The 25,468-nt window shown below is 36.7% G+C and carries 19 protein-coding genes; 11 read left to right on the top strand and 8 right to left on the bottom strand.

All coding sequences use genetic code 11. The features are described from left to right. Positions 1-190: 190 nt before the first annotated feature. The 9 genes from ESA94_RS13315 (at position 191) to ESA94_RS13275 (ending at position 13,390) form a co-directional block, all read left to right on the top strand. On the top strand, positions 191-3,043 hold the full coding sequence (locus ESA94_RS13315) for a methyltransferase (protein WP_129131396.1): 2,853 nt from the start codon (positions 191-193) through the stop codon (positions 3,041-3,043). 76 nt (positions 3,044-3,119) lie between these two features. Beyond that, the gene (locus ESA94_RS13310; RefSeq protein ID WP_129131395.1) at positions 3,120-6,362 is read left to right on the top strand and encodes a glycosyltransferase; all 3,243 of its coding nucleotides are present in this window, start codon (positions 3,120-3,122) and stop codon (positions 6,360-6,362) included. Continuing rightward, a complete protein-coding gene (locus tag ESA94_RS13305) occupies positions 6,359-7,057 on the top strand; it encodes a hypothetical protein (RefSeq protein ID WP_129131394.1) in 699 nt (232 codons plus the stop codon). The genes ESA94_RS13310 and ESA94_RS13305 overlap by 4 nt, the downstream gene beginning before the upstream one ends. Continuing rightward, the gene (locus ESA94_RS13300) at positions 7,047-7,991 is read left to right on the top strand and encodes a glycosyltransferase family 2 protein (protein ID WP_129131393.1); all 945 of its coding nucleotides are present in this window, start codon (positions 7,047-7,049) and stop codon (positions 7,989-7,991) included. The genes ESA94_RS13305 and ESA94_RS13300 overlap by 11 nt, the downstream gene beginning before the upstream one ends. A gap of 89 nt (positions 7,992-8,080) precedes the next feature. Continuing rightward, positions 8,081-8,794: a rhamnan synthesis F family protein gene (locus tag ESA94_RS13295; protein WP_129131392.1), complete on the top strand. Its 714-nt coding sequence runs from the start codon at positions 8,081-8,083 to the stop codon at positions 8,792-8,794. Beyond that, positions 8,734-9,690 carry a hypothetical protein gene (locus tag ESA94_RS13290; protein ID WP_164972740.1) on the top strand — a complete coding sequence of 319 codons (957 nt, stop codon included), beginning with the start codon at positions 8,734-8,736 and terminating at the stop codon, positions 9,688-9,690. The genes ESA94_RS13295 and ESA94_RS13290 overlap by 61 nt, the downstream gene beginning before the upstream one ends. Beyond that, a complete protein-coding gene (locus tag ESA94_RS13285; RefSeq protein ID WP_129131390.1) occupies positions 9,687-11,846 on the top strand; it encodes a glycosyltransferase in 2,160 nt (719 codons plus the stop codon). The genes ESA94_RS13290 and ESA94_RS13285 overlap by 4 nt, the downstream gene beginning before the upstream one ends. A 2-nt stretch (positions 11,847-11,848) precedes the next feature. Then, on the top strand, positions 11,849-12,646 hold the full coding sequence (locus tag ESA94_RS13280; protein WP_129131389.1) for an ABC transporter permease: 798 nt from the start codon (positions 11,849-11,851) through the stop codon (positions 12,644-12,646). Between the two features lie 9 nt (positions 12,647-12,655). Next, positions 12,656-13,390, top strand: a complete 735-nt coding sequence (locus tag ESA94_RS13275; RefSeq protein ID WP_129131388.1) for an ABC transporter ATP-binding protein — start codon at positions 12,656-12,658, stop codon at positions 13,388-13,390. Between the two features lie 7 nt (positions 13,391-13,397). Here ESA94_RS13275 and ESA94_RS13270 read toward each other — a convergent pair whose 3' ends face one another. The 5 genes from ESA94_RS13270 to ESA94_RS13250 form a co-directional block, all read right to left on the bottom strand. Then, positions 13,398-14,684 (bottom strand): O-antigen ligase family protein, encoded by a 1,287-nt coding sequence (locus ESA94_RS13270; RefSeq protein WP_129131387.1) that lies wholly within the window; start codon positions 14,682-14,684, stop codon positions 13,398-13,400. A 63-nt stretch (positions 14,685-14,747) separates the two neighbouring features. Next, complete coding sequence (locus tag ESA94_RS13265; protein ID WP_129131386.1) at positions 14,748-15,845, bottom strand: glycosyltransferase family 4 protein; 1,098 nt, start codon at positions 15,843-15,845, stop codon at positions 14,748-14,750. Between the two features lie 12 nt (positions 15,846-15,857). Continuing rightward, on the bottom strand, positions 15,858-16,619 hold the full coding sequence (locus tag ESA94_RS13260) for a glycosyltransferase (RefSeq protein WP_129131385.1): 762 nt from the start codon (positions 16,617-16,619) through the stop codon (positions 15,858-15,860). Positions 16,620-16,634: 15 nt separating this feature from the next. Next, a complete protein-coding gene (locus ESA94_RS13255) occupies positions 16,635-17,417 on the bottom strand; it encodes a glycosyltransferase family 2 protein (protein WP_129131384.1) in 783 nt (260 codons plus the stop codon). A 26-nt stretch (positions 17,418-17,443) separates the two neighbouring features. Further along, complete coding sequence (locus tag ESA94_RS13250) at positions 17,444-18,322, bottom strand: glycosyltransferase family protein (RefSeq protein ID WP_129131383.1); 879 nt, start codon at positions 18,320-18,322, stop codon at positions 17,444-17,446. 212 nt (positions 18,323-18,534) lie between these two features. Between ESA94_RS13250 and ESA94_RS13245 the strand changes: the two genes are divergently transcribed. Together ESA94_RS13245 and ESA94_RS13240 are read left to right on the top strand one after the other, a co-directional pair. Next, positions 18,535-20,394 carry an ABC transporter ATP-binding protein gene (locus ESA94_RS13245; RefSeq protein WP_129131382.1) on the top strand — a complete coding sequence of 620 codons (1,860 nt, stop codon included), beginning with the start codon at positions 18,535-18,537 and terminating at the stop codon, positions 20,392-20,394. A 76-nt stretch (positions 20,395-20,470) separates the two neighbouring features. Beyond that, the gene (locus tag ESA94_RS13240; protein ID WP_129131381.1) at positions 20,471-20,899 is read left to right on the top strand and encodes a DUF983 domain-containing protein; all 429 of its coding nucleotides are present in this window, start codon (positions 20,471-20,473) and stop codon (positions 20,897-20,899) included. 58 nt (positions 20,900-20,957) lie between these two features. Here ESA94_RS13240 and ESA94_RS13235 read toward each other — a convergent pair whose 3' ends face one another. From ESA94_RS13235 to ESA94_RS13225, 3 genes are all read right to left on the bottom strand, one after another. Continuing rightward, positions 20,958-21,392 (bottom strand): DUF2721 domain-containing protein, encoded by a 435-nt coding sequence (locus tag ESA94_RS13235; protein ID WP_129131380.1) that lies wholly within the window; start codon positions 21,390-21,392, stop codon positions 20,958-20,960. Positions 21,393-21,433: 41 nt separating this feature from the next. After that, a complete protein-coding gene (locus ESA94_RS13230) occupies positions 21,434-23,821 on the bottom strand; it encodes a TonB-dependent receptor (RefSeq protein WP_129131379.1) in 2,388 nt (795 codons plus the stop codon). Between the two features lie 65 nt (positions 23,822-23,886). Continuing rightward, positions 23,887-25,464 (bottom strand): DUF1501 domain-containing protein, encoded by a 1,578-nt coding sequence (locus ESA94_RS13225; RefSeq protein ID WP_129131378.1) that lies wholly within the window; start codon positions 25,462-25,464, stop codon positions 23,887-23,889. Between the last annotated feature and the right edge of the window lie 4 nt (positions 25,465-25,468).

Raw genomic sequence — 25,468 nt, 5'->3', positions numbered from 1 at the left:
TTGAAATTACACGGTAAGGAATAAGTGTTTATTAATAAGAACAGCTTCTACATTGGTTTATTTTACATGATGGCTGAACAGCATTTTTAACTGTATACCGATAAAAGAATTTACATGTAAAAGGCTCGAAGAAGACTTGAACACATCAGAAGAATAGTGGTCGAGTCTTTTAATCAAAAAAAACAGATTCATGAATATATCTGAAAGGTACACAAAGGAGGGTTTTGTATGGCTGCCAAATGAAAAAAAAACCTTTCGTTATTCTGATGGAGATGAAAACGAAGCCAATATTTTAAATGCTATTCAAACTTCGGAGGATTTATCTGTTGGATCACAAGAATTAAATAAAAAAATAATCGACTGGCCTACCAAATATCATTTAAGTTCTCAGAGAGTAAACTTGCTATATCCAGTAATAAATATTATTAAAGATGCCGAGATATTAGAAGTAGGATCTGGATGTGGTGCCATAACAAGATATTTGGCTGAAACAGGAAAAGAAGTAATTGCATTAGAAGGTGGCAGAAGAAGATCTGAGATTACAGGAATGAGGTGCCGAGATTTACAGAATGTACAAGTATATAATGATAACTTTCTGGATTTTGATATAGATAAAAAATTTGACATTGTTACTCTTATTGGTGTGCTTGAGTGTTCGAGTATATATAGCGACGCACAAAACCCAATACAAGAAATACTAAAAAAAGCAAAAAAGTTCTTAAAGCCAGATGGGTCGTTGATTATTGCTATTGAGAACAGGCTAGGCTTAAAGTATTTCGCCGGGGCCCCTGAAGATCATCTCGATGAGCCGTATATTGGGCTTGAGAACAGATACGATAAAAAGGGGCCTGTTACATTTGGGAAAAAAGAGCTTGAACAATTACTTCACGACGCCGAATTTAAAGTGCAGGATTTTTTGTTTGCATTTCCCGATTATAAATTTCCTTTAGCGATTATCACAACTAATGGCGTACAGGATCAGACAATAAATATTGCTGATATTTTAAAAACAAGAACAACCTACTATAAAAGTTCTCCCTACCCGTCCAGCTTTTCAGAGGAAGCCGTGTGGCCTTTAATTGCTAAAAACAACCTAACAGGAGATTTAGCCAACTCATTTTTAGTATTGGCTTCCAACTCAGATGTTAGCAAACTTGAAATAAATGCCCTGGCATATACATTTAGTACAGAATCAAGAAAGCCCGAATTCTGTAAAGTAAATAAGTTTATAAAAAATGAGAATGGCTACTTGGTTTGTCGTGAAAAAAAACATCAGGCATTTCAAAACAGGTCTAAAAAAATAGTTCACGATCTAACGGAGCATGAATATATACAAGGAGATCTATACTTAAATGGGTTATTAAAAATAGTTAATCAAAAAAACTGGCATATTACTGATGTTTATAATTGGTTTAAACCATGGGCTGCATATTTGCTTTCGAAATCAGTAAAAACCGAGGAAGGATATTATTTTCTTGATGGTAAATATTTCGATGCAAGTCCCTTTAATGCTTTTGGCTTAGAAAATGGAGAAGGCTTTCAATTATTTGATTTAGAATGGCTAGTAAAAGAGAAGTTACGGTTAGATTATGTTCTATTTAGAGGCTTTTATTATTCATTTAGCTACATTGATAAGATTCAAAGACCGGAAAGCGGCTATTATCATAGTCGGTCCGAAATTGTATTAGATGTATTAAAAGATATTTTTAATAAGGAGTTATTGGATTTGGTGTATTACAGAGAAAAAGAAAGAGAGTTGTTGAAAGAAGTTGTTGAAACAGTTCCTGATGTTTTCTTTGATTCCGGTATTAAATATTCCGATACTGAAGAGTATTTACAAGCCCATTTATTTAAGAATTCAGTATTTGAACCATTAAGTCAAATAGCAATTCAATTTTTTTGGAGGTACCCCGGTATTGATTTTTCTGAAACTGATTCTGCCTCGCAATTAGCAGAATTGACTACTGAAATTAATGTAGTTAGATACAAAACACCAATCAACTCCTCCGAAATTGACGCAATAAGGCTTGATATAGGAAATAGAATTGGGCTTCTAAACATACATGATATAAAACTTACAGATGACGCGGGGTCGGTTTTATGGATATGGAATAAAATAGCGGATGAGCAAAATGATGTATTGTTAATTGAAGACAAAATTAACTGGCCGGGGAAAACAGTACAGATAGCTGCTTCCGACGATCCCTATATCATTATTAAATCAAACGAGGCGTCTAATCTCCAACTTAAGAATGCCACATTTATCGAGATATCCATTTCTGCTTTAAGTAACGAACAACTTCAGGTATTAAAATATTTTCCATCAACTTTAAACTACACCGCAAATACTGATGAGGAAAGCCAAACAAACATAGTATCGAGACTAAATTCAATAGACAAAGAGTTGAAATTTTTTGCGGCTAAAGAATCGCTCAATATAGTGATGTATGAAAAACTGGTTTCATTGCTGCATGAAGCACAAGACCCCAAAAAAACATCAGCGTTTCAGGAGCAAATCAATTCACTAAATAACAAAGTGAATGCGTTAATGAAAGAAGCTGCTGACAGCAATACCCTCATACTATTGTTGAGAGAAAAAAGTACAGCCCAACTTACGGAAAATATAAAGCTTCAGGAAAAATTGAAACTCAACGCTATTGCTAAGGAGTTACTTGAAACAAACCTGCAAGCAAAAGAGGCTGCATTGGTTGACTTAAAACAACAGCTACAAACATTTTCAGAACAAGTGAGCAAACTAATAGATCAAAGCAATATGCTTTATGATACTACCAGAAGGCTGGAAACAGAAAAAAAAGAACTCCATTCAATTAAAGTAGCATTTCAACACCGGATAAATGAGTTGCAGCAAAAGCACGAGGATGTAAGCGGTCTCTTAAAAACTGAAATTGCCTTGAACATTCAGAAAAACGAAAAAATAGAAACACTCAACTCTGTAATCAAAAAGCTCGACGAATTTTATGAGAAAAAAAATGCTGTAGCAGTATTATATAACAAATTAAAAGGGAAAAAGGTGATCAGTTGAGTTATAGAAAACAATTCAATTCTTAAACCACTGCAACCTTACTTTAGTTGTTCAAAGACATAATTATCTGTTTAATATGGGAAATTTTCGGCAAGAGTACTTTAGCATTAAAAAAAGCGGCTTTTTTGATTCTCAATTCTACTTTCAATCTTATCCAGATGTAAAAAACGCTGGATTGGAACCTTTGAAGCATTATATTCTTCATGGATGGAAAGAAGGTCGAAATCCTTCTCCTGATTTTGAAACCAACTACTACCTTACTACTTATCCAGATATCAAACAATCAGGAATAAATCCTTTGTTTCACTATGTCAAACATGGCCACAAAGAAGGAAGAAGTATTAACTCAAGGCATGACACTGTGCTTATTCCAAAAAAAATAACTGGTATTGAAAAATTACTTTTTCTATCTAAACAGGCGAACATCGATAAGTCTTTGATAAAAAAACTAATTATCACGGTTGCAAAAAAAGGGATAAGATTTGCCATCACTAAAACCAATAGTAAGGTAAAAAAAATATTACTAGAAAAATACTCTGAATACAAATACAGAAAGCAAAAAGATTTTTTTGAAATAAAAGTCAGTGTAATTATACCTACCTATAATCGTTCCAAATTACTTCCAAAGCTCTTAGAAGCTTGGAAAAAAGTAGATAAAGTTACAAGATATAACTATGAGCTGATTTTTTCTGATGATGGTTCCGATGATGGATCCGTCGCAATTTTTCAAAATGCAAAAGGATTACCTCTTAAAATAATTAAGAACAAGCACGGTGGTGCAGCTAAGGCCCGAAATAGTGCGATTTTAGCAGCCAAAGGCGAAAAATTATTAATTATGGGTGATGATATATTTCCCAATCCAGAAATTATCAATCAACATTATGAAAAATTACAAGAACTGCCAGTTTGTAAAGCAGTACTTGGAGAAATCATTTGGCACAAAGATATCGAAGTTAACATGTTGATGAAGCATATTACGGAGATAGGCCAGGAACAATTTAGTTTTAATGCATTTAATCCGCATGAGTATATTGATTTCAGGCATTTTTACACGAGTAATATAAGTATTGACAGGGCATTTGTACTCTCCGAAAAAATCATCTTTGATGAGCAGTTTTACAAAGTTAATTTCGAAGATATAGAACTTGGATTCAGGCTTTCAAAAAAAGGAATGGAGATTTATTATTATCCAGAAGCTCATGTTGAACATTACCATCCTTATAAAAGTATTAGCTCCTTTTGTAAGCGACAAGAAACTGCTGGTGAAATGGCCGTAGTCTTCAAAAAGTTACATAATGAAGAATCAGAATGGTTTACGCAAGTTGACACTATATTAAAACAATGGAATACCTATCTTTTGGGTATGACTGAGACAGCTTTAAATGCTGAAATTATTAAAGATGTAGTCAATATCTGTCAATATATCGAAGACAGTAAAGAAGTAAACAGAATGCAAGTAGAACATCACTTATCACAGGTTTATAGAGTCGTCTTTAGATTCTATTACGAGAAAGGAATAGTGCATCAAAAATTAAAGCTTAACGCAGCTGTTTATGATCAAGTTTTTTACTGCCATTATTGGCCAAATGTTGTGGAAAACTTAAAACATCTTAATGAGATTATTGAGCTTCCCGGCTTTAAAAAGCATTTAAATATTAAGCAACTGGTTTATTTAACCATCCTTGTAAAAGATCTGGAACATATCGAAAAGCTTCGGTCTCTATACGAAAATGATTTGAAGTATATAAAATTTCTACTACCTAGTCAGGCTATTGATCTGCCTGGAGATAATTATGTGTACGCCCCGGAAGCAGACTTCCTGCTTCATCCGGCAAATATGAGTCAGCTAATTTTATTTTTTCAATTATATCCCAAAACTGATGTCATTTTGTTATCCTTAGGACTTAATGATCTACCCGCCATTGGTATCTCAGAAAAAATCAATAATAATTTCATCTATAAATACAGTAACCATTTATCAGAATCTCCAGATATTAATACAGGTAAAATTATCCGGTTAATTAGTGAGAAGTGTGATGAAGCAAAAGATTTCAATTTCCTATTTCCAAATGGGCAGTTTGAAATAAATGCACATGGCTTTTTTTATAAATCAGCTTTGTCGAAACTTCCTAAGAAATCGATCTTTTTTGAAAGATATGATACTTTACCAAAAACTAAAAAAACAGCTTTCGTTTTTCCAATTTTTCTGGCTGTTGGTGGGGTTGAAAGAAATACCGTAGAAGCCATTTCCCGCCTTACGGATGAATATGATTTTATTGTAGTTACGTTTGAACGTCTTGCAAAACCTCAAGGCAGCCTGCATCATCAATTTTTAAAAACCTGTAAAGGCATTTATGACCTCACCGAATTGTCCAGTCATGATGATATACTGATTTATCTTGAGGCATTGAGAAATGCGTATTCGCCAGATTTGGTTTGGATCTGCAATGGATCTCCTTGGTTAGCCGCATCTACACTTAATATCAGAAAATTATTTAATAGTGCGGCCATCGTTGACCAACAGGTCTATGATACTACTGAAGGCTGGGTGCAATTATATAAAGCAAAAGATCAAGGCCTTCTTGCTTTTGACAGATTTATTGCGATTAATTCTAAAATAAAGGAGGTTTTCGAAAATACCGCAGGAATAGCTTCTGACCATATTGATCTCATTTACTCAACCCTGTCATTAGAAAAAAGAGAACAAGCCATCCAACAAGAAAACAAAGCATTAAGAAAAAAATACAATCTGAACGAATTTCAGAAATATTTTGTTTTTGTTGGAAGACTTACAAAGCAAAAGGCTCCAATGGATTTATTGAAGCTAATCAAGTTAATAACAGCCAAATACAAGGGTGAATATAAATTTATTTTAGTAGGAAGTGGTGAAATGAGTGAACAGGCTGATCAATATATTGCTAAAAACGATTTGGCGGCATCAATCATTAGACATAACTATATTGAAAATACTTTTGAGCTTTCTAAAATAAGTGAAGCAATTATTTTCACATCACTTTACGAGGGACTATCAATAGCATTACTGGAGGCTCTCTCTGTTGGAACTCCTGGTATTTCTACTGATGTTGGAGATACTAAACTTATTTTTGAAAAATTTGGCAACGGTCTTGTTTTTTCAACAATAGGAAATGTAGAAGAGTACTTTCTGAAATTCGAAGAGTTTTTACAAAAAAAAGATTCTTTAAAATCAAACGCAATAAATACAAAAGAGGAAGTTGCAAAAATGTTTAGCCCTTCAAACATTTCCTTACAATATAGAGAATGCTTCACCACCGCAATAAATAACAGATTAAGAAAATGATAATAGGAAATGGTATGCTGGCATCAGCAATGAGAAGCATTGACAGAGATGATGTCCTCTTTTTTTGCAGTGGGGTTTCAAATTCTTCAGAAATAGATGATAAACCTTTTTTACGTGAAGAAACCTTATTACAAGAATATTTGCACACGGACAGAAAGCTCATCTATTTTAGTAGCTATTTTGTAAATTTTGAAGTTTTTTTGACCAAAGAATATTACCAACACAAGCTTAGACTTGAAAAATTCATTACTTCCCGATTCAAAAACTTCACCATTTACAGGTTGCCTCAGGTTGTAGGTCACTCAAACAATCCTGCAACTTTAACAAACTTCATATACAATAAAATTGTAAGCAATGAAACTATTCCAGTTTTTATAAATAGCAAGAGGAATTTATTAGATATTGAAACAGTTAAAAGAGTAATTGAATACATTAACACAGAAAACCTACTTCGCAATAAAACCGTTAACCTGATCTCAACAATTAATTATGATATCGAAACCATAATCAGTGCTATAGAATTTTTTACTAAAAAGAAAGCCCTGAAAAAATTAATTGTAAATTCAGAAAACGACTTTCCCATTTTACTAGAAGCAGAAATTCTACAGATATTTTCCGATTTAGAAATTGTTTTTGATGAAAGCTACTTAGAAAAAATAATTAAAACTTATTACGCCTATAAATATGTTAGTTAGTATAATTATACCAAGTTATAACCACGAAAAATATATTAGCAAATGTATTGACAGTGTATTAAAGCAAACATATATAAATCTTGAGCTTATTATCATCGATGATGGCTCGGTAGATTCATCAAATGAAATTATTTCAGCTTATACAGATCACAGGATTCAACATATTAAGCAATCTAATAATGGCGCTCACAACGCTATTAATAAAGGATTGGCATTATCAAAAGGAGATTATTTGACAATACTAAATTCAGATGATCTGTACCATCCTACAAGGATAGAGAAATGCCTACAGATATTTCAGAACGACTCGACGATAGACTTCATTTCTACGTGGTTAGATATTATAAATGTTAATGAAACTATATTAGGCACAAAAATGGCATGGCGAAATATGGAACCTTGGAATTTAAAGAACAAGGAACTGACCTTTGCCGGAAGCCCTGACTATGCCTTAAATGCTTTGATGGCAAATTTCGTATCTACAACTAGCAATATGATTTTTAAAAGAACTGTTTATGAAAAAATTGGTGGTATGCGCAACCTCAGATTTACGCATGATTGGGATTTTTTGTTGCGTGTTTGCTCCAATTTTAACTGCTTTAATTTAGAAGAAAGTTTGCTGAGTTATAGAATTCATGAAACAAATACCATTTCGAGCAACCGCAAGTGGATGCTTTTTGAGATTTGCTGGATCATTGCATCAAACATCGACAGATTTAATTCTAAACTTATACCCTCATTAAAAAAAGAAGATTTTTCCTTCAGTTCAATCAGACTCCTGGAATCTTTTAATTTTCAAGGAAATGACCATATTTTTTGGTTGCTATATTGGCAGATTAATAACATGCAGAAGATGGGTATCGTTAATCCGGAAGAAATTTATCTTTCAAATAAAGTAATCAGGGATGAAATCATTGAGTATGTTAAAGAGTAAACTCATTTTTATTTTTAGAAATAAGCAATGTTTAATCACAACGACTATCCTGCTAAGAGTGTGTTCTAACAAGTTCAAATAATTAGGGAATGATCATATTTTATTCGATTTTTTATAGAGACGGGTGGACTACTATATATCCTTACTTAAAAAGTATCACTTCTTCCTTTCAGCTATTAATTAACATATGGATTGAAAACGAGGACAAACATAAAATATACCGAGATATAAAAAAAGAATATAGTGATGCGCTGATAATATTCTCAACAAACGTGGGTAAAGATATTGGTGGCAAACTGGCTTTGCTCGATTTAAGTTTACAATTGAATCTAAAAGCTGACTTTTATATTTTCCTTCATGATAAAAAAAGTCCTCACAGCCCATTCGGAAATGTATGGCGTGAAAAATTATTTGCGATAATTACACAGGAAAATATTCAAAAAATAGAGAAAATGTTTCTTAAACAAAAGAACCTGGGAATTGTAGGAGCAAAAGAGTTTATTAAAAATGAATATGACAGGAAGAGTGAGAATTTTAACAGCACTTCGAACAAAATTTTGAAGAATCTAATACAGAAATATGAGTTTACCAGTAAAAAATTCTGTTTTATCGGCGGAACAATGTTTTGGGTTCGGGCAGAAGTATTCAATAATTTCTTTTTAAAGCATCCTCCTTTGAGTATAAGAGAGGGGCTTGAATCAGGCAATGTATTAGATGATCAATTTGGAACTCAAACACATGCATGGGAAAGAATGCTAACATGGATTGCAATCAATCAGGGCTATTCGATAAAAGGAATATGATAAATACACTCACTATAATAACCTCGAACGCTGATTTGCTTTCATTAAATGAAGGATTTGCAGAGCAAGTGCATATTGCGTTCGATATAAAGGGCGTGAGATCGTTAAATGAATTCTCAGCATCTACTCTCCACGTTGGGTCGATTTTTGATTCTGGGAATATTACTTTTTCAATATACTTGGATTCATTTCAAAAAGTAGATTTTAGTAAAATACTTGAGGACATCAAAAATGAAAGGTATATTTTGGTACAAAATACTTTTCATCCAAATTACCATAGAGTAGAACAAAAGCCTGTTATTTGTTTTAATTCAGTTGACAAAGGGACGCCTGAATTAATTTTATTTATCACTGAAATGAATAAAACATTTCAAGCGCAAGGATACAACGGCATATACCCTATGTATTTTTCCAATGATCCAACTCCTTTTTCTAGTAGAGACAACTTTTGTTTTCCCATTCATTTATCAAAAACTGATATTTGTAACTGCTATTACGATATTTTAAAAAACAAATTCTACTCAGCTAAGTATATTGGAATTAGAAGTTTGGAAATAGCACTGATAATTCAAGAGTTAAAAAAAGCAGAAGATAGACTTTTACAAGAGCAGCCACTTCAATTTGAAATGCTTAAAATGTTTAGTTTCTTGAGTTCATCTTCCAAATTACTGTCATATCAATTGGATATTGCAAAGGCAGATTTGGAAAATCAAAAAAAATATTTAGAGATACTAAGAGGCAAGGACGGTGCGCTAGAAATAATTAATTTTTACAAGAACGAATATGAAATTTTGCCGCTTTGGTATAAACGATTTGGGCATATCTTAAAAGTTATAACAGGCAAAAGAAGCTTTCGCTCTCTCTATGATGATAATACAAAAAAATACAAGCTTTGAAGTATTGGCTATTAACAACTGAATATCCCCCTTTTTTTGGAGGAGGTATTAGTACTTACTGTTATCATACAGCAAAAATGCTTGAACAACACAAGCATTCTGTTTCTGTTTTTGTTCACGATGTAGCTGTTCAAAGTACTACTATCGTGAATGATGGCATGATCAGAATTATTCGCTTCAACGCTACAGCTACAAAATCAACCGCCTTTTTGGGCCATGTAACAAATATCAGTTATGAGTTTGCAAATCTAATTAAAGAGTTTATCAAGAGTGAAGGTGAACCTGATATCATTGAAGCGCAGGAATATCTTGGTATTGCGTATTATCTTTTACAGTTTAAATATCTTGGTTACAAATGGTGCAAAGACGTGCCAGTGCTTGTTACGATGCATTCTCCTTCTTTTCTCTATATGGAGTATAACCATGTTAGCGAATACCGATATCCGAATTACTGGATATGCGAAATGGAGCGCTTCTGTTTACAAGCAGCAGATCATATTGTTTCTCCCAGCCGGTTTATGGTTGATGAGCTAAGCAAAAGGTTTACCCTCAATCATCAGAATATTTCTGTCATTCCAAACCCCTACTCATTTCGTGAGCTACAATCTACCATTGATGGCGGAAATGAAATTATTTTTTTTGGCAAACTAACAGTTCAGAAGGGAATATTACAATTACTAAATTACTTTAAACAACTTTGGGACGAAGGTTTTCAAAGATCCCTAACCTTAATTGGAGGACAAGATATTGTCTACCACCCTGAAGGTTTATCAATGGGAGCCATCGTACGAAAAAAGTATAAATCTTATTTAAGTGCAGGCTTACTTAAACTTGAAGATCGGATTGAACCATCTGCAATTGAAAAACGCCTGGAAAAGGCAGAGGTTATCATTGTGCCAAGCAATAATGATAACTTGCCTTATGTTACTGCTGAAATGATGAGTTTAGGGAAAATTGTTTTGGTATCAGAACAGGGTGGGCACCGTGAAGTAGTTGAAAACGAAATAAGTGGTTTTATTTTCGACCATGAAAAATCAGGCTCATTTCGACAGCAATTAATCACCATTCTTGAGCTTGACAAACAAAAAAAGCAGGAAATTAGTAGTAGAGCGCAGAAAAGAATCAGTGAATATTTTGGTTATCAAAAAATTTACGAAAGTAAAAAGCAAGTCATTGATCTTGTTGTCCTTCAAAAAAGCTCTAAAACAAAGTTCCCATATATTCGGTTTAATCAGGCTGTCTCAAAAAATGGTACCAGCTCCAAAGGAAATAAAAACATCTCTGTTGTGGTTCCATATTATAATATGGGCCGTTATCTGGATCAAACAATTCGATCAGTCAAAAACAGCTCTTGTGAAGTCAATGAAATTATTATTGTTAATGATGGCAGTACAGAAGAAGAAAGTATTAAAAAGCTAGACGCTTACAGAGCTGTGGCCGGGATAGTCGTCATTGACACTGTTAACAAGGGTGTTGGTGCCGCCAGAAATACAGGAATTAAAGCTGCCAGTGGTGAATATGTTGCTGTGCTTGATGCAGATGATATTGTTGAGCCTGAGTACTATGCAATTGCAACAAAAGTATTGTCAACTTATGAGAATGTTCATTTTGTTGGTTGCTGGACACGCTACTTTGAAGGCTCCAACAAAATATGGCCTACATTTTCACCAGAGCCGCCATTGATTTTGTATCATAATCTGATTAACTCAAGTGCAATAATTTTTAAAAAAGAGAGTATTATAGCAGCAGGCTTATATGATACAAAAATGACTTTTACAGGTCTTGAAGACTATGCATCTGTTATAAGTATGCTTGCCGTAGGTTATGGTGGCATTGTCATACCTGAACCTTTATTCAGATACAGAGTTCGTGAAAATTCGATGATTCGGGATGTTACAAAAGACAAGAAAAATATACTTGTACAGTACATCAGTAATACATTTAGTTCACTTTTTAGTAGCTACTCCCACGAGTTAGTTAATCTTTATAATACAAATGGGGCTGGCATTCAATACGATAATCCCACATTAGACTATTATCTGTCTGATAAAATTCCTTTCTTAGGAAAGCATTCGCAAAAAGTAATAAAACTCATAAAGCGAAACAGATGTACTAAAAAAATTGCTTATAAATTATACCGGTTTCTAAAAAAATAAATATGCTTCTAAAAATTGTAAAAGATTGGGTAAGTAGTAGTAATAAACTTGAACGTCTTTGGCTACTTGCTAAAATTGAATTTAAACTTCGTTATTATGAAAACAAACTTGGCTTACTGTGGGCTTTACTGAAACCAATTATGGATATTGGTATATATTATGTTGTCTTCAAGACTGTTTTAAAATCAGACGTTCCTGCTTTTGCCTCTTTCCTGTTTATTGGTTTGATAATCTGGAACTTCTTTGTTGAGTCTACCACCGGCACTACACAGATATTAAATACAAAGAAATACCTGTATGAATACAGCAATATGAATAAACTTGAAATTTATGTTTCAACATTGTTCAGTAATTCAATCGGCTTCTTCTTCAACTTTGTAATGTTTTTGTTATTCTATAACTTCCTTGAAAAAGAATCAGGAGGAGTATCAGCCCATATCTTATGGGCTATCCCTCTTTTTCTAAATCTTTTTATTCTTTCTTTGGGAGTATCATTAATTCTATCAAATCTTTATGTTGTTGCAAAAGACATTTCGCAAATATGGCAGGTATTCACCAGCTTCCTATTTTTCTTATCCCCTATTTTCTATAGCCTTAAAGTATTCAAAGAGGCATTGCCTTCCTTTGATTATGGCAATCCAATAGCAGGTATTATTATTAATGCAAGGAGAGTATTAATGCAACAGACGTATCCCGATTATGAATTGTTGATTTGGGATTTTGTTTACGCAATATTTCTCTTATTCCTCGGATTGATAGCCCTTAACAAACTCGGTTCTAAAGCAGCTGAAAAACTCTAAAAAATTACAATGGAAAAAGTGATCGCTTTGAGCGCAAAAAATATCAGTAAAACATTTGAGATATCGGAAGACAGTCACAATACGGTGAAGCACCGTCTGTTCAATTTGTTCAATCCTCCCAGGAAGAAGAAAGTACCTGCACTTAAAATGACTTCCTTTGAAATAAACAAAGGAGAATGTATTGGGTTGCTTGGCAGGAACGGTTGCGGCAAATCAACACTGGTTAAACTGCTTGCAGGTGTTTACCCAACCGATACAGGTTATGTAAAAATCAATGGCAGCACCATGCTTATGAATCTTGGAGTAGGCATGAGTCATGAATTGACTGCACGTGAAAATATTTATGTATCGGGTTCGGTGTTGGGTTTAAAGATCAAAGAGATCGATGCCATCTTCGATACCATTATCGACTTCGCTGAACTTCGTGATTTTGTTGATACCAAGATCAAATACTTCTCTTCCGGCATGGTGGCCCGTCTTGGTTTTTCAATCGCCGTAAATGCAGGAGCAGACATTATGTTCCTCGATGAAATTTTTGCTGTAGGTGATATGAAGTTCCAGGAAAAAGCCATCAAAGTTTTTGAAAGCTCATGGATTGAAGGTAAAACAGTCGTATTGGTTAGTCATAGTATGGATACGATCCGCAAATACTGTAACCGTTCTGGCTACATGAAGAACGGCGAAATGGTTTACTTTGGCGATACCGAAAAAGCAATTGAACTATACATGGCCGATAATCAATAATCGGCCATTAGTTCTTTTTTGTTGCAGCTATAAATGGATAGAAGAATCCCACAAGCATACAACCGAAGCTTCTGCCTATGTATACTTCAAACAGCATTGATACAATAAACACTGTTACAACAAAAAAATAATACCCGTTGCCGGAACGTACTGCATAGAAGAGCGGCAACAATGCAAATGCAAACAGGAATAAGATGGCCCCTCCTGTTCCAAACGTAAGCAAGGCATCGAGGTAACTGTTGTGTACATTCTTTTTGGTTTGGATAGCCATTGTAAAATTCTTTTTCCCATACACTTTATTCATCTCTGCAACTCTATCGCCAATACCAACTCCTTTAAACATATTATTTTTCGCAAGCTCCCAGCCGCATTGCCATAATGCAAGCCTTGTATTGGCACCATTCCATTGTGCACTGTCCAGCTGCATATCGTAATGACTTTCGGCTGCCTTGCTTTCAAAATTGAAATTGGTATACGCTAACTCTTTAAACCGCTGAACAGTTTTTGGAAAAAATTTGAACAACATAAACGCACCTATCACTAACCCTAAAACCAATGTAGCTCCTTCGAGATATTTACGTTTCTTAATTACATGGTAAAAAGCAAAGATCAATAAGCTGCCGTACAACAACAGCATTGCCGATCTGCTCGCCAGCAGAAAGTGATACACAAACAAAATAACCAACGACAGATAAAGCAATCCCTGCAACGTTTGTGCTACTCCTTTTCGTTGCAACAAATAAACAATACCAGCTATTGAAAGGTTAAGCAACATGGCAACATAAATTGATTGCTGCCGGAAGTGAACAGTTAGGCTATCGTTATACATAAAACCGGAGTTACCTGTTTTTATATATTGCGAAAATGAAAGCCCGAGGCTTATTACTGCAACGCCGGTTGTAATTAATCCAATTGCAAGCAGTACTCGATCGGCCAACGCTTGCTTAATAAAAACAGTTCCTATTGCAAGTGGCAGAATAAGAAGGGGCAGCCTGATTGCCAATTGTGTTGTCGCTTCCTGCTTATCGATCGACCAGGTGATGCTTATAACATGCAATAAATAATAGGCTATAATTAAAAAAATAAATGGTCGTTGTTTCAGCAACTGAAACTTTTCCCTGATACTGTTATAAACAAATGAAAGTGTTACAAAAGCACCCAGTATTATGTTAGAAGCAACAGGTGCACGTGGTACAAATAGTGAAATAAAAAAAACAACAACAAGCCAGTAAAAAACTTTCTCCTGCCATTTCAACTGCTGCCCTTCTGCATCCAATAACAATAATGTCTTCATAAATCAGGTTGTTTGCAAAAGTACCCGTAATCAACTTAAGCTACAAAGTATAACGGAAGTTTATTAGGTCTTCAGCAGTTTATGATACACATCAGCTGTAGCTGCCACACATTTCTCCATTTTAAATAAGCTCAAACGTTGTTTCCCTTTTTCCTTTAATTGTTCAGCTAACAATGTATTACTAAGTAACGATGCAATTACTGTAAACATTTCTTCTTTACTGAAGGGGTCGAAATACGCCACAGCATCCCCACCAACTTCCGGAAAGCTGCTGGTATTACTGCAGGCAACAACGCAGTTGTTTGCGAACGCCTCCAGAATCGGAAATCCAAATCCTTCGTATAGCGAAGGATATACAAAAACGCTTGCATGCTTGTACAAATAATTCAGCTCTTCATTTGTTGCATTTATCTGCAGCACTTTATCAACTATACCCTGCCCGGCAAAAAAAACAGTCTCTGCTGTTGTAAAAGAACCACCGCCTGTGCATACAATCCGCAACAGATCGTTTTGTTGCAAAAGAGGAGCAACAGCTTCGGCAAAGAGTTGAAAGTTTTTATAGTTAGCCCTGTCGCCAACAAACAAGAGGTAATTATTAAGTTCAAAACCGGCCGGTTTCACAGAAGTTGTTTCAGGATAAAAACCATGATGAATGACAGATATTTTATCATCAGCAATATTATAAAACCGCTGCAGATCACGTTTGGTTGATTCGGAAATTGCAATTATATGATTTGCATTTCTTATAACTGTTTCCTTCTGCATAACAAACTTATCCGCCGTATCAAAATATTGCGGATACAATTCATAAATCATATCATGCACAGTAATTACGTATGGCTTTCTTAGATCCTTCAGAAAATAAGCATCGTAATAAGTAGGATGAAAAAGATCATAAGCAGCAGTCTTCAATTGATACTTACTGTACTGCTTATTCCATTTATACATACGGCTTTTTTTGGCAGCAAGCAGGTTACCCAAAAATCCGGGCAATAAAGAGGTTTCGTTTTTCAGATACTGATTGCCCGAATAAAGGACCGGTGCTTCTACTTCAACATCTGCGCTTTTCTGAAAAGAATAAAACAAATTTGCAAAATATCTTGAAATGCCGCCATACTTCTGCAGCGAAAACATTTGATGATCGTATAAAACTTTTATCACTTGCTGAGGTTTCTATCGAAAATTTAATTCTCTTTTCTGTTTTGCCTTCCACTTGCGAAACAGGTAACGGATATAAATGTATTTCGACATATATTTCTTTATCCAACCCGGTTTCTGTGCTTCGAATACTTTATCAGTAGCATAGCTGGAAAAACCTGTATCGTTAAACTTTGCAACACCAACTGGCATAAACTTCTTGCGAATGTTTGGATCGCCCCAGCATTGAATATTCAATGCATGATCTGCATATACCACGTACTCAATATTATACTTGTACTTGATAAATATCTGCACCGGATAAAACACTGCCTGGTGACAAATATTTACTTTGGCAACTTCATAAGCAGTAAGCCGTTTGTTTGTTCGCTTGCTGCACATATAGCAATAACCGTAGTACAAGGTTTGTGCATCGTGTAAATGCTCGGCCATTTTTGAAAAGCCGGGTAACAATTCATCATCGGCTCCTAAAAAATAAACCCATTTGCCTTTTACAAAGGGGAGCGCCTTGTTCATAGCATCGTAAATGCCTTTATCCGGTTCGGACTGCCAGTAAGAAATATATTTATTGTACTTGTGTAAAATATCAATGGTATCATCGGTGCTTTGCCCATCAAATACGAGCAGCTGATAATTTTTAAACGGCTGCTGCATGATGGATTGTAAACAATGCTCCAGAACGATGCCAGCGTTGAACGTAACTACAATAATAGTTACAGCAGGGTCGTGCACTGTATGTGCATCACCATTAATATGCAGCTTATGTTCTGAACTCACTTGTTTGTTTTTGTATTATACCTGGTCGTAACCGCTTTCGCAACGTTCAACCTTGTTATGAATAACATCGTAATACGATTGCAAGTTGTGTGCCTCTTTATGCCTCGAAGCAAGTTCGTGATGAATATGAAAACAAATTGCAGCCAGTTTTAAATGCCGTTGTTTCACACCATGATTCACTAACCTTGCAGCCAGTTCAATATCTTCATGCCCCCAACCTTTTACATCGTTGTTATAGCCGTTAACAGCTATAAAATCACTTTTCCATACGGCAAAATTGCAACCCTTTACTTTGCGGGTATTATCAGGTTTACCATACAATAGTCGGGATGCCAATGGTAAACGTGTAACATTAAATCTTGATTTTATTCCTGCCTGTAACAACGAAAAGTTGATCTGCTTACTTGTTAATATCTTTTCTGTAAGCTCTTTCGTTAACAAGCCCCTGCTTCCTTTTATATAATATCCTTTTTCGCTGAACTTAAGATGATCCTTTATAAAATCGGGATGAATAATAATATCGCCATCTATCTGGATAATATATTCCCCTTTAGCTGCTTTAAATGCTTTATTGAGAATAATGGTTTTACGAAAGCCATCATCTTCGTGCCACATATGAATTAACGGAACAGGAAACCCTTGCTGATACGATTCGATCAATTGCTTCGTTTCTTCTTTCGATCCATCATCGGCAACAATGACTTCGCCCGGCAACACCCGTTGCCTTAATACACTTTTTAACACAAGGTCGAGTGCCTGCGGCCAGTTATAGGTAGATATAACAAGAGTACACTCCATAGATACTTGTGTTGGTTTAACCGTTTTTACTTTATAATGTTTCTATAATTCTTAAATGCAAACAAACGCTTACCGGTAAGTTTTTCGTAGCTGTACAGCAATTTGTCTTTAAGCGACAAATGTTTTTTACTAATGTCGAGTTCTACTTGCCAGTTGCGTGCTGCGATGCGTTGCTGTATTACCTGCGGATGAGTGCCTGTAAATTTTCGTAATGCATCAAACTCATTATAGTCAAAAAAATCGGGGCCGTTCAGGTAAGCTTCCAGCTGTTGATCATCGGCATGGTAGAAACGCTGCACATTCTTCAACTTACGTTTCATCTGTTCGGGGCTTTTTACCCAGCCGTAGTGATAAACTTCTGCAGCAACTTTTACCACATCAAGTTTTGCTTCTCCCCGCCGGAACCCCTGTGCATCTTTGTATGATCGAATACTCCTGTCGTTACGGATTATGCGTATCTCATCTTTATACCATTTGCGGCTATCGCCTACATAATCGTAGGTGCCATAAAAATGCAGGTAGTTAAATAAAAACCCATCCACCCGTTTATTGCTTACATACTTTTCTGCAGTTTGCCTGATGACTGCATGATATTTTTCATGAATCACTTCATCTGCCTGAATGTAAAAGATCCAATCGGTATCGGCCGATACATGATCGATAGCCTTATCTGTTTCCAATGCATAGACCCGGCCGCCTTTACGAAGTGTCATATCCCAGGTGGAATACACAATTTTCAGCTTGGGCGATTGTATGCTGCGTATCAGCCCATCGGTATCATCATCGCCTTTATCAATACTAACAATCATTTCATCTACCACAGGCAACACCGACGTAATAGCCTCTACAACAGGAAAATCGTTTAAAACAGCATTACGAACAATGGTTACTCCGGTAATCTTCATGATGTATAATATCGCCAAAGTAAACAAATTTTTAAATACGTTCATTTTGGCAGAAATCGATTACCTCGGTGCAAATACCTCCCCAAAAGAATAAATGCAGGCAGAAGATGCCCGTATTTGCATTGTTAAGCCTGTTTATTCCTGCAAACTTGTCTTATTTTTAAAAGTGGAGCGTGCTTTGAAACATATCATCCTTTTACATAAACTATTATATGAAACTGCTTTTAAAATATCTTGCCCCCTACAAAGGGCTAATTGCCTTAACCATGTTTCTTGCTGCAATCAACAGCGGATTCTCGTTACTCGACCCCATCATTTTCGGAAAACTCATCAACTTAGGCACCTATCATCAAAAGATCGAACCATTTAACTGGAACGATTTTCTTTTTGCTAAGACTTCTTATACCGATGTTAGTTTAAAGCTTCAAGCAAACGGTGAAATAACCAAAGTGCCTAAAGAGGTAACGGTATATGGTGTGGTTTGGTTACTCATTGCTTCGATTTCTGTTGCCATGATCAGCCGTATTGCAAAAGCATTCCAGGATTATTTTCAAAATCTTACCACACAAAAGTTTGGTGCAAAAGTTTTTACCGATGGTTTGAAGCATGCCATGAAACTGCCATACCAGGATTTTGAAGACCAGCGAAGCGGTGAAACACTTTCCATATTAACCAAAGTGCGTACCGATACCGAAAAGTTTGTATCGGCTTTCATCAACCTGTTATTCCCGGTTATTATTGGTATTGTAATCGTTGCTGTTTATGCAGCATCTATTCACTGGAGTTTACCGTTTATTTATTTTGGCGGCATTTTTCTATTGGTCATCATCAGTAATATCCTCAGTAAAAAGGTAAAAGCTGTACAGAAAAATATTGTGGCACAAACTACACAACTGGCGGGTGCCACTACCGAATCGCTACGCAATATTGAACTGGTAAAAAGTTTAGGTTTAACCGATCAGGAAGTAACCCGTTTAAACAAGAATACATTTAAAATTCTCGGACTCGAATTAACCAAAGTAAAACGCATCCGCAGCATCAGTTTTGTGCAGGGTACATTTGTAAACACACTTCGCCAGGTTATTTTATTTATGTTGATGTGGGTGATATACAAAGGCGAAATGGATGCAGGGCAACTGGTAACTATGCAGATCTTTTCTTTCTTTGTATTTGGTCCGCTGCAGGAGATCGGAAACATATTGCTTTCTTACCGTGAAGCGGAAGCAAGTATTACCAACTTCGATAAGTTGATGATAAAACAACCGGAACCAACGCCTGTTAATCCTTTGCACTTAGGTTCAATTGAAACCTTATCGTTCAACAATGTTTCGTTTAAACATCAAACAGCATCGCAAAACGCTATTACCGATATCAGCTTCAATGTAAAAACAGGCGAAACAGTTGCATTCGTGGGACCATCTGGTTCAGGTAAAACAACGTTGATGAAATTATTGGTGGGCTTGTATCGTCCGCAAAACGGAAAGATCCTGTACAACGGCATGGATGAAAACTCCATCAACTTTGAAGACCTCCGCAACCAGATTGGCTTTGTAACACAGGATACACAACTGTTCAGCGGCACCATTAAAGAAAACCTGCTATTCGTAAATCCTTCAGCAAGTGAAGAGGATCTTTTAGATGCATTGAACAAAGCAAGTTGCCAGCGGTTACTGACCCGTGCCGAAAAAGGATTGGATACAATGATCGGGGAAGGTGGATTGAAGTTAAGTGGTGGTGAAAAACAACGTTTGTCTATTGCCCGTGCATTGTTACGCAAACCACGTTTACTCATTTTTGATGAAGCAACATCAGCACTCGATTCCATAACAGAAGAAGAAATTACAACTACCATCCGTGAAATTTCTTCGCAACGCAACCAGATAACCATTTTAATTGCACACAGGCTCAGCACCATTATGCATGCCGATCGTATTTATGTACTCGAAGGCGGCGATGTGGTTGAAACAGGCAATCACCAGCAATTGCTCGAAGAAAAAGGTTTGTACTATGCCATGTGGCGCCAGCAAATTGGCGAACGTAAGAAAATTGCCGCTGCTGCTCCCGGTGTTTAGTTAAATTTTCTTTTGCAAAGTGATGTATATCACTTTCTACAATTGCAGATAGGTTAACTTTGCAAAAATTTTTTGCATGGGTTCTTCTAAACCAAAGCCGAATTATTTGTGGAGTATGCTTTCCATGAACTGCCCACGTTGCCGCAGAGGAAAGCTGTTTAAACCATTTAGTGCCTATAACTTTAAGCATACGTTCGATATGCACGAAGACTGCAGTGTATGCAAACAGAAATTTGATATGGAACCGGGCTTTTGGTACGGAACAGGCTATGTAAGCTATGCTTTAACAGTGGCTATTTCTGTTGCAACTTTTGTTGCCTGGTGGGTATTGATTGGTGTATCATTCAACGACAACCGTGTGTTTTGGTGGCTAGGGTTGAATGCTGTTTTGTTATTGATACTGCAACCTTGGCTTATGCGATTAAGCCGCACCATTTATCTCTACTTTTTTGTTCGCTACGACGGAGAGTATGAAACTTCTGAACCTAAAAAATTTGATTATTGATATAATGAGTGATGAGTAATCAATGATAATTGGATTCCCGTACGCATCACTCATCATCTTATTCATCATCCAGCAAATGCTTCAACAAACTGGGGCGTTTCAATTCCATATCGCTCAACTCCACATCAATTGCTTTTGTGCTGAGAATAATTTCTACCAACGAAAACAATAACGATGCAAGTAAACTCAGCAAACTTAATGCAAACACCCATTTTGCAGCCACATCGTAATTACGGAAAATAAGAAACATACATGCTACACACAGCAAAAAGCTGAGTACACCTAAAGCCTGCATGTTGCGGATATAGCTGATGCGTGCACGCAGATTACTGATCTGTTTGTGCAACTGAACCTGCTCTTCTTCTTTCACATATTCATCGTGCAGTTTACGCACCAATGCTGCAATGGCAAGAAAGCGGTTGGTATATGCCAGCATTAACAAGGTAATAGCCGGAAATAACAATGCAGGTGTGTTAATGGATAAGTCGTTCATAACTGAAAATTACAGAGAAACGACTTATCCACGCAGGCTTTTTATTTCCAGTTAAACTCCAGCGGTACATTTACTTTAATGCTGAAATTGCGCCCCATATTGTACACGCCTGGTTGACCCGTACGTGGGTTTTCACCTGCATACTTCAAACGGTTTAAATGATGCTGATAAGCAACATCAGCAATATTCGATACAAGGAAATATACAGCAGCTAAGGTTTTGCCTTTGCGCATCAATTCTCCACCAACACCTGCATTCAATAAAGTAAATGAGCCGGTTGTTGTTTCTGTGTTATAAGCAGTAAAGGCATTATTCTGTGCAAAATTATGATCAAGCTCTGCTTTGAAATAGGTATTTCTAAACACTTTGTTTTGATGTGCAAACAAATCGAAACGCAGTTCGCTGAATAATCTTGCAGCTGGTATAAACGGAATATTTTTATTTCCTTCTGTAGCCTTCGCTAACTGTCCACGTACAAAAGAGAATGAGTTTTCAAAATGCAGCCAGTCTAACGGATGCGGGTGAATATCTAACGACAGTTCCATACCGTACAAACGTGCATCCTGTTGTACAAAACGGAAAAGATAAAAATCTTCACCATCAATTGTAAGAATCGAGTCGCCACCGGCTACAGCAGGTTGCTTTTCGAAAAAGATATAGTTGTTAATGCTGTTGTGGAATAACGATGCAGTGAAAGTTATATGCTCTGCATTCAATTCTATACCGGCATCAACCTGCAAACTTGTTTCCGACTTCAGATCTTTATCACCTACTTCGTAACGGTTTGTTCCTTCGTGTGCGCCATTGCTGCTTAACTCAGCCATGTTTGGTGCACGGAATCCTCTTGCAATATTAAAACGCAACAATGCAGTTTTTGGAAACTCATAGGTAAACCCTGCGCTTGCAGATACATTGGAGAAATTACGGTTGAACGATTCAAACTTAACATCGGCACCATCAAGCATTTCTTTACCGTTTACCGAACGACGATCGAAACGAACACCACCACTGAAATCGAAACGGTTCCATTTTTTTTGCGTGAAAGCAAATGCACCGATATCGCTCAAACTGTAATCAGAAATAATTGCTTCTTCACCTTTGTTTGTGTTTTGCTGGTTCATACCACTTGCGCCAAACGAAAGTTTCCAGTTGTTCTTTTGCTTAAAATGATACTGTGCGTTGTAGTTGAGTGTTTTCAAATCGAAATACAATTCTTTTTCTTCAGGATCTTCTGCATTACCAAATTCCCTGCGTTGGTTACGTTGTGCGCCAACATTAATATTCAGCTTTCCGCCTTTCAAAAAGAAACTGTTATCACTCACCAGCTTTTCGTGTGTAATATGCTGGTAAGGTATCGTTGGTTTGGTGGATAGAAAATCATCGTTTGTTGCAACAGTTTCCAATGCCGTACCACCGTATTTAATAAAGTTGCCATCAGCATCACGCTCGCCTTCTACCAAACCAAGCTTCTGGTTAAAACTACTGAACACTAAATGACTGTAACCCCATTTCTTGCTCAGGCCAATCATTCCGCCTGCATTACGTTCATTAAACTTCGAGTTGAATACATAACCATCTTTTGCATTGCGGTAATCAGCTGCATCTTTTGATGATGCGTATGCGTTAAACAGAAAACCATTTTTGTTACCTGCAATGTTGCCCGAAAAACCACGCAGATGATTATTGGTTTGATAATTACCAAAAAGGTTCGCCTTAATCTTTCCTTCTGTTACAGGTGTATTGCTGATGAAGTTGACAACACCCGCAATAGCATCGCTTCCATACATCAATGAAGCAGGGCCTTTTAATATCTCTGCTTTTTGCACACTGTATTCATCTACTTCAATACCATGTTCATCGCCCCACTGCTGACCTTCCTGGCGCAAACCATCGTTAATTACAACCACACGGTTAAAACCCAAACCACGAATAACCGGTTTGCTTATTGCCGGGCCTGTGGATGTTTGGCTGATGCCCGGCTTACGGGTAAGTGCATCAATAATATTGGCAGAGCCTGTTTGCAACAATTCCTGCTTACGCATTACAACAACCGGTGTAGATACTTTACGTAGTGATGTTGCTGTTGAAACTCCTGTTACCACTACTTCGTTATGTTCGGCAACAGTTGGCTTTAATTCAAATTTCTGTTCGGTATCCTGCACAAAATCTACAGAAACAATGATGCTGCTGAAACCTGCATACGAGATTTCGATAAGATGCGTTCCCGCAGGAATATCCTTCACTGTAAATGCACCTGTATTATCGGCAATAACACCACGACGAAGATCGGGCAGATAAATATTTGCTCCCGGTAATGGCTGTTTGTCGATTATATTAACAACCGATCCTTTTAAACTAAATGTCTTGTTCTGAGCTGACGCTGACTGTACACCTGCAAACAGGGCTAAAAAAATAAAGATTGACCTCATGCTTAATTTTTTGAAACAACGTTGCAAATATAAGCTTGAGCTTTTTAAACCTCCAAAATTATTTTTTACCGAACCTTCAGCATAGGTTTTACCTGCTGGGTGCTTCCATTCTGGAAACGCATGTAATAAACACCCGGAGGTAAGGTATGTGAATCGAAGTTGATTTGATACTTACCTGCACTGTATGTGCGATCGACAGGCGTTGTAAGTACACGCCCCAACGCATCCATGATCTGCACCAACGTATGCCCGCCCTTTGTGGTAAAGCTGATGGTGGTGGATGAAGTAAATGGATTGGGATAGTTTGAAATTAATGTGATGCCTGCGTTGCGGTTGTCATCTACATTGGTTGTAACACAATTGCCGTTTGCACATAAACCAAGTTGCTGAAAATTTTGCAGCATGATGGTTTGAAGTGTAACATTATCAACACAAAACCAGTTTTGCAGAATAGTAGCATACACACTTCGGAAATCGTATTGCATTGGTATGTTATCGTTTACCGTTGCTGTTGTTGGTATGGTTGGATTAACACCTGTGATGCCAGGATTTACTTTTGTACCAAACACAAACATCGGTGCCGCAGCTCCGTGATCGGTTCCTGTGCTTGCATTCGATTTAATACGACGGCCAAACTCAGAGAAAGTCATTCCGATTACACGATCTTCAATACCTAAACCTTTCAGGTCATCCTGAAATGCTTTTACGCCATCACTCAACCTTTGCATTAAGGTAGCGTGTGTGCCGGTTGAAGTATCGGTGCTTGTTTGTGCAGAGTGTGTATCGAAGCCGCCCATACTTACCATGTACACTCTTGTTTTCAATCCTCCTTTAATCAATCGTGCAACAATTTTTAACTGATCGGCCAAGGTATTACCTGATGGATATGTTCCTTGTGTTGGTACTGCAGCTGCTACAGCTGAAATACGTGTAGCGTATTGATTGGATTGTTTGGCAACCAAACGCACATACTGCAATGCATTACCGGCTTTTGTTGCAGGTGCAGGATCTTCAATACCATTGATGAGGTTATAAAAATTAGTAGCGCTTGAAATACTGATGCCCATATTTACACTCGGCCCCTGGAATGTTAATGAAGCGGAAGAACCGATTTGTATACCTAAAGGATCGGGCATGGTTGTGTTTGGATAACCAACCGGATAATTGGAATATTGATCGCTGAGATAACGGCCGCCCCAACCACTGTACAATTGTTCATCGCTGTCACTGGCACTCATCCAGATATCTGTTGCACGAAAATGAGAGAAGTTAGGATTGGGATAACCAACAGCCTGCACTAACCGAAGTTTGCCTTCGTTGTACATGGTTTGTAAACCCGTCATCGATGGATGTAAGCCTACTGCACTTGTTCCGCTGAGCGTAAGCACTTTGTTTTGTGCTATGGCAATATTGGTTCGTGCATTGTAGTAGTTGCTGTATTGATCAAGTGGTACCACCATGTTCAAACCATCGTTACCGCCATTAAGTTGAATGATGACCAATACACGATCTGTTTCAACGTATGTATTCAGCAACGCTGCCATTACCGGATTATCACCCAACACACGAATGGAAAAATTATCAATGATGGATGGCAGTATGGCTGCCGGTATTGTGTTCTGTAAAAAATCTCTGCGTTTCATTGAA

Origin of the sequence: Lacibacter luteus (genome assembly GCF_004118265.1) — a bacterium.
Lineage (GTDB): Bacteria > Bacteroidota > Bacteroidia > Chitinophagales > Chitinophagaceae > Lacibacter > Lacibacter luteus.
The sequence above is the reverse complement of the archived record's forward strand: the minus strand, read 5'-3'. Positions and strand labels throughout refer to the sequence as shown.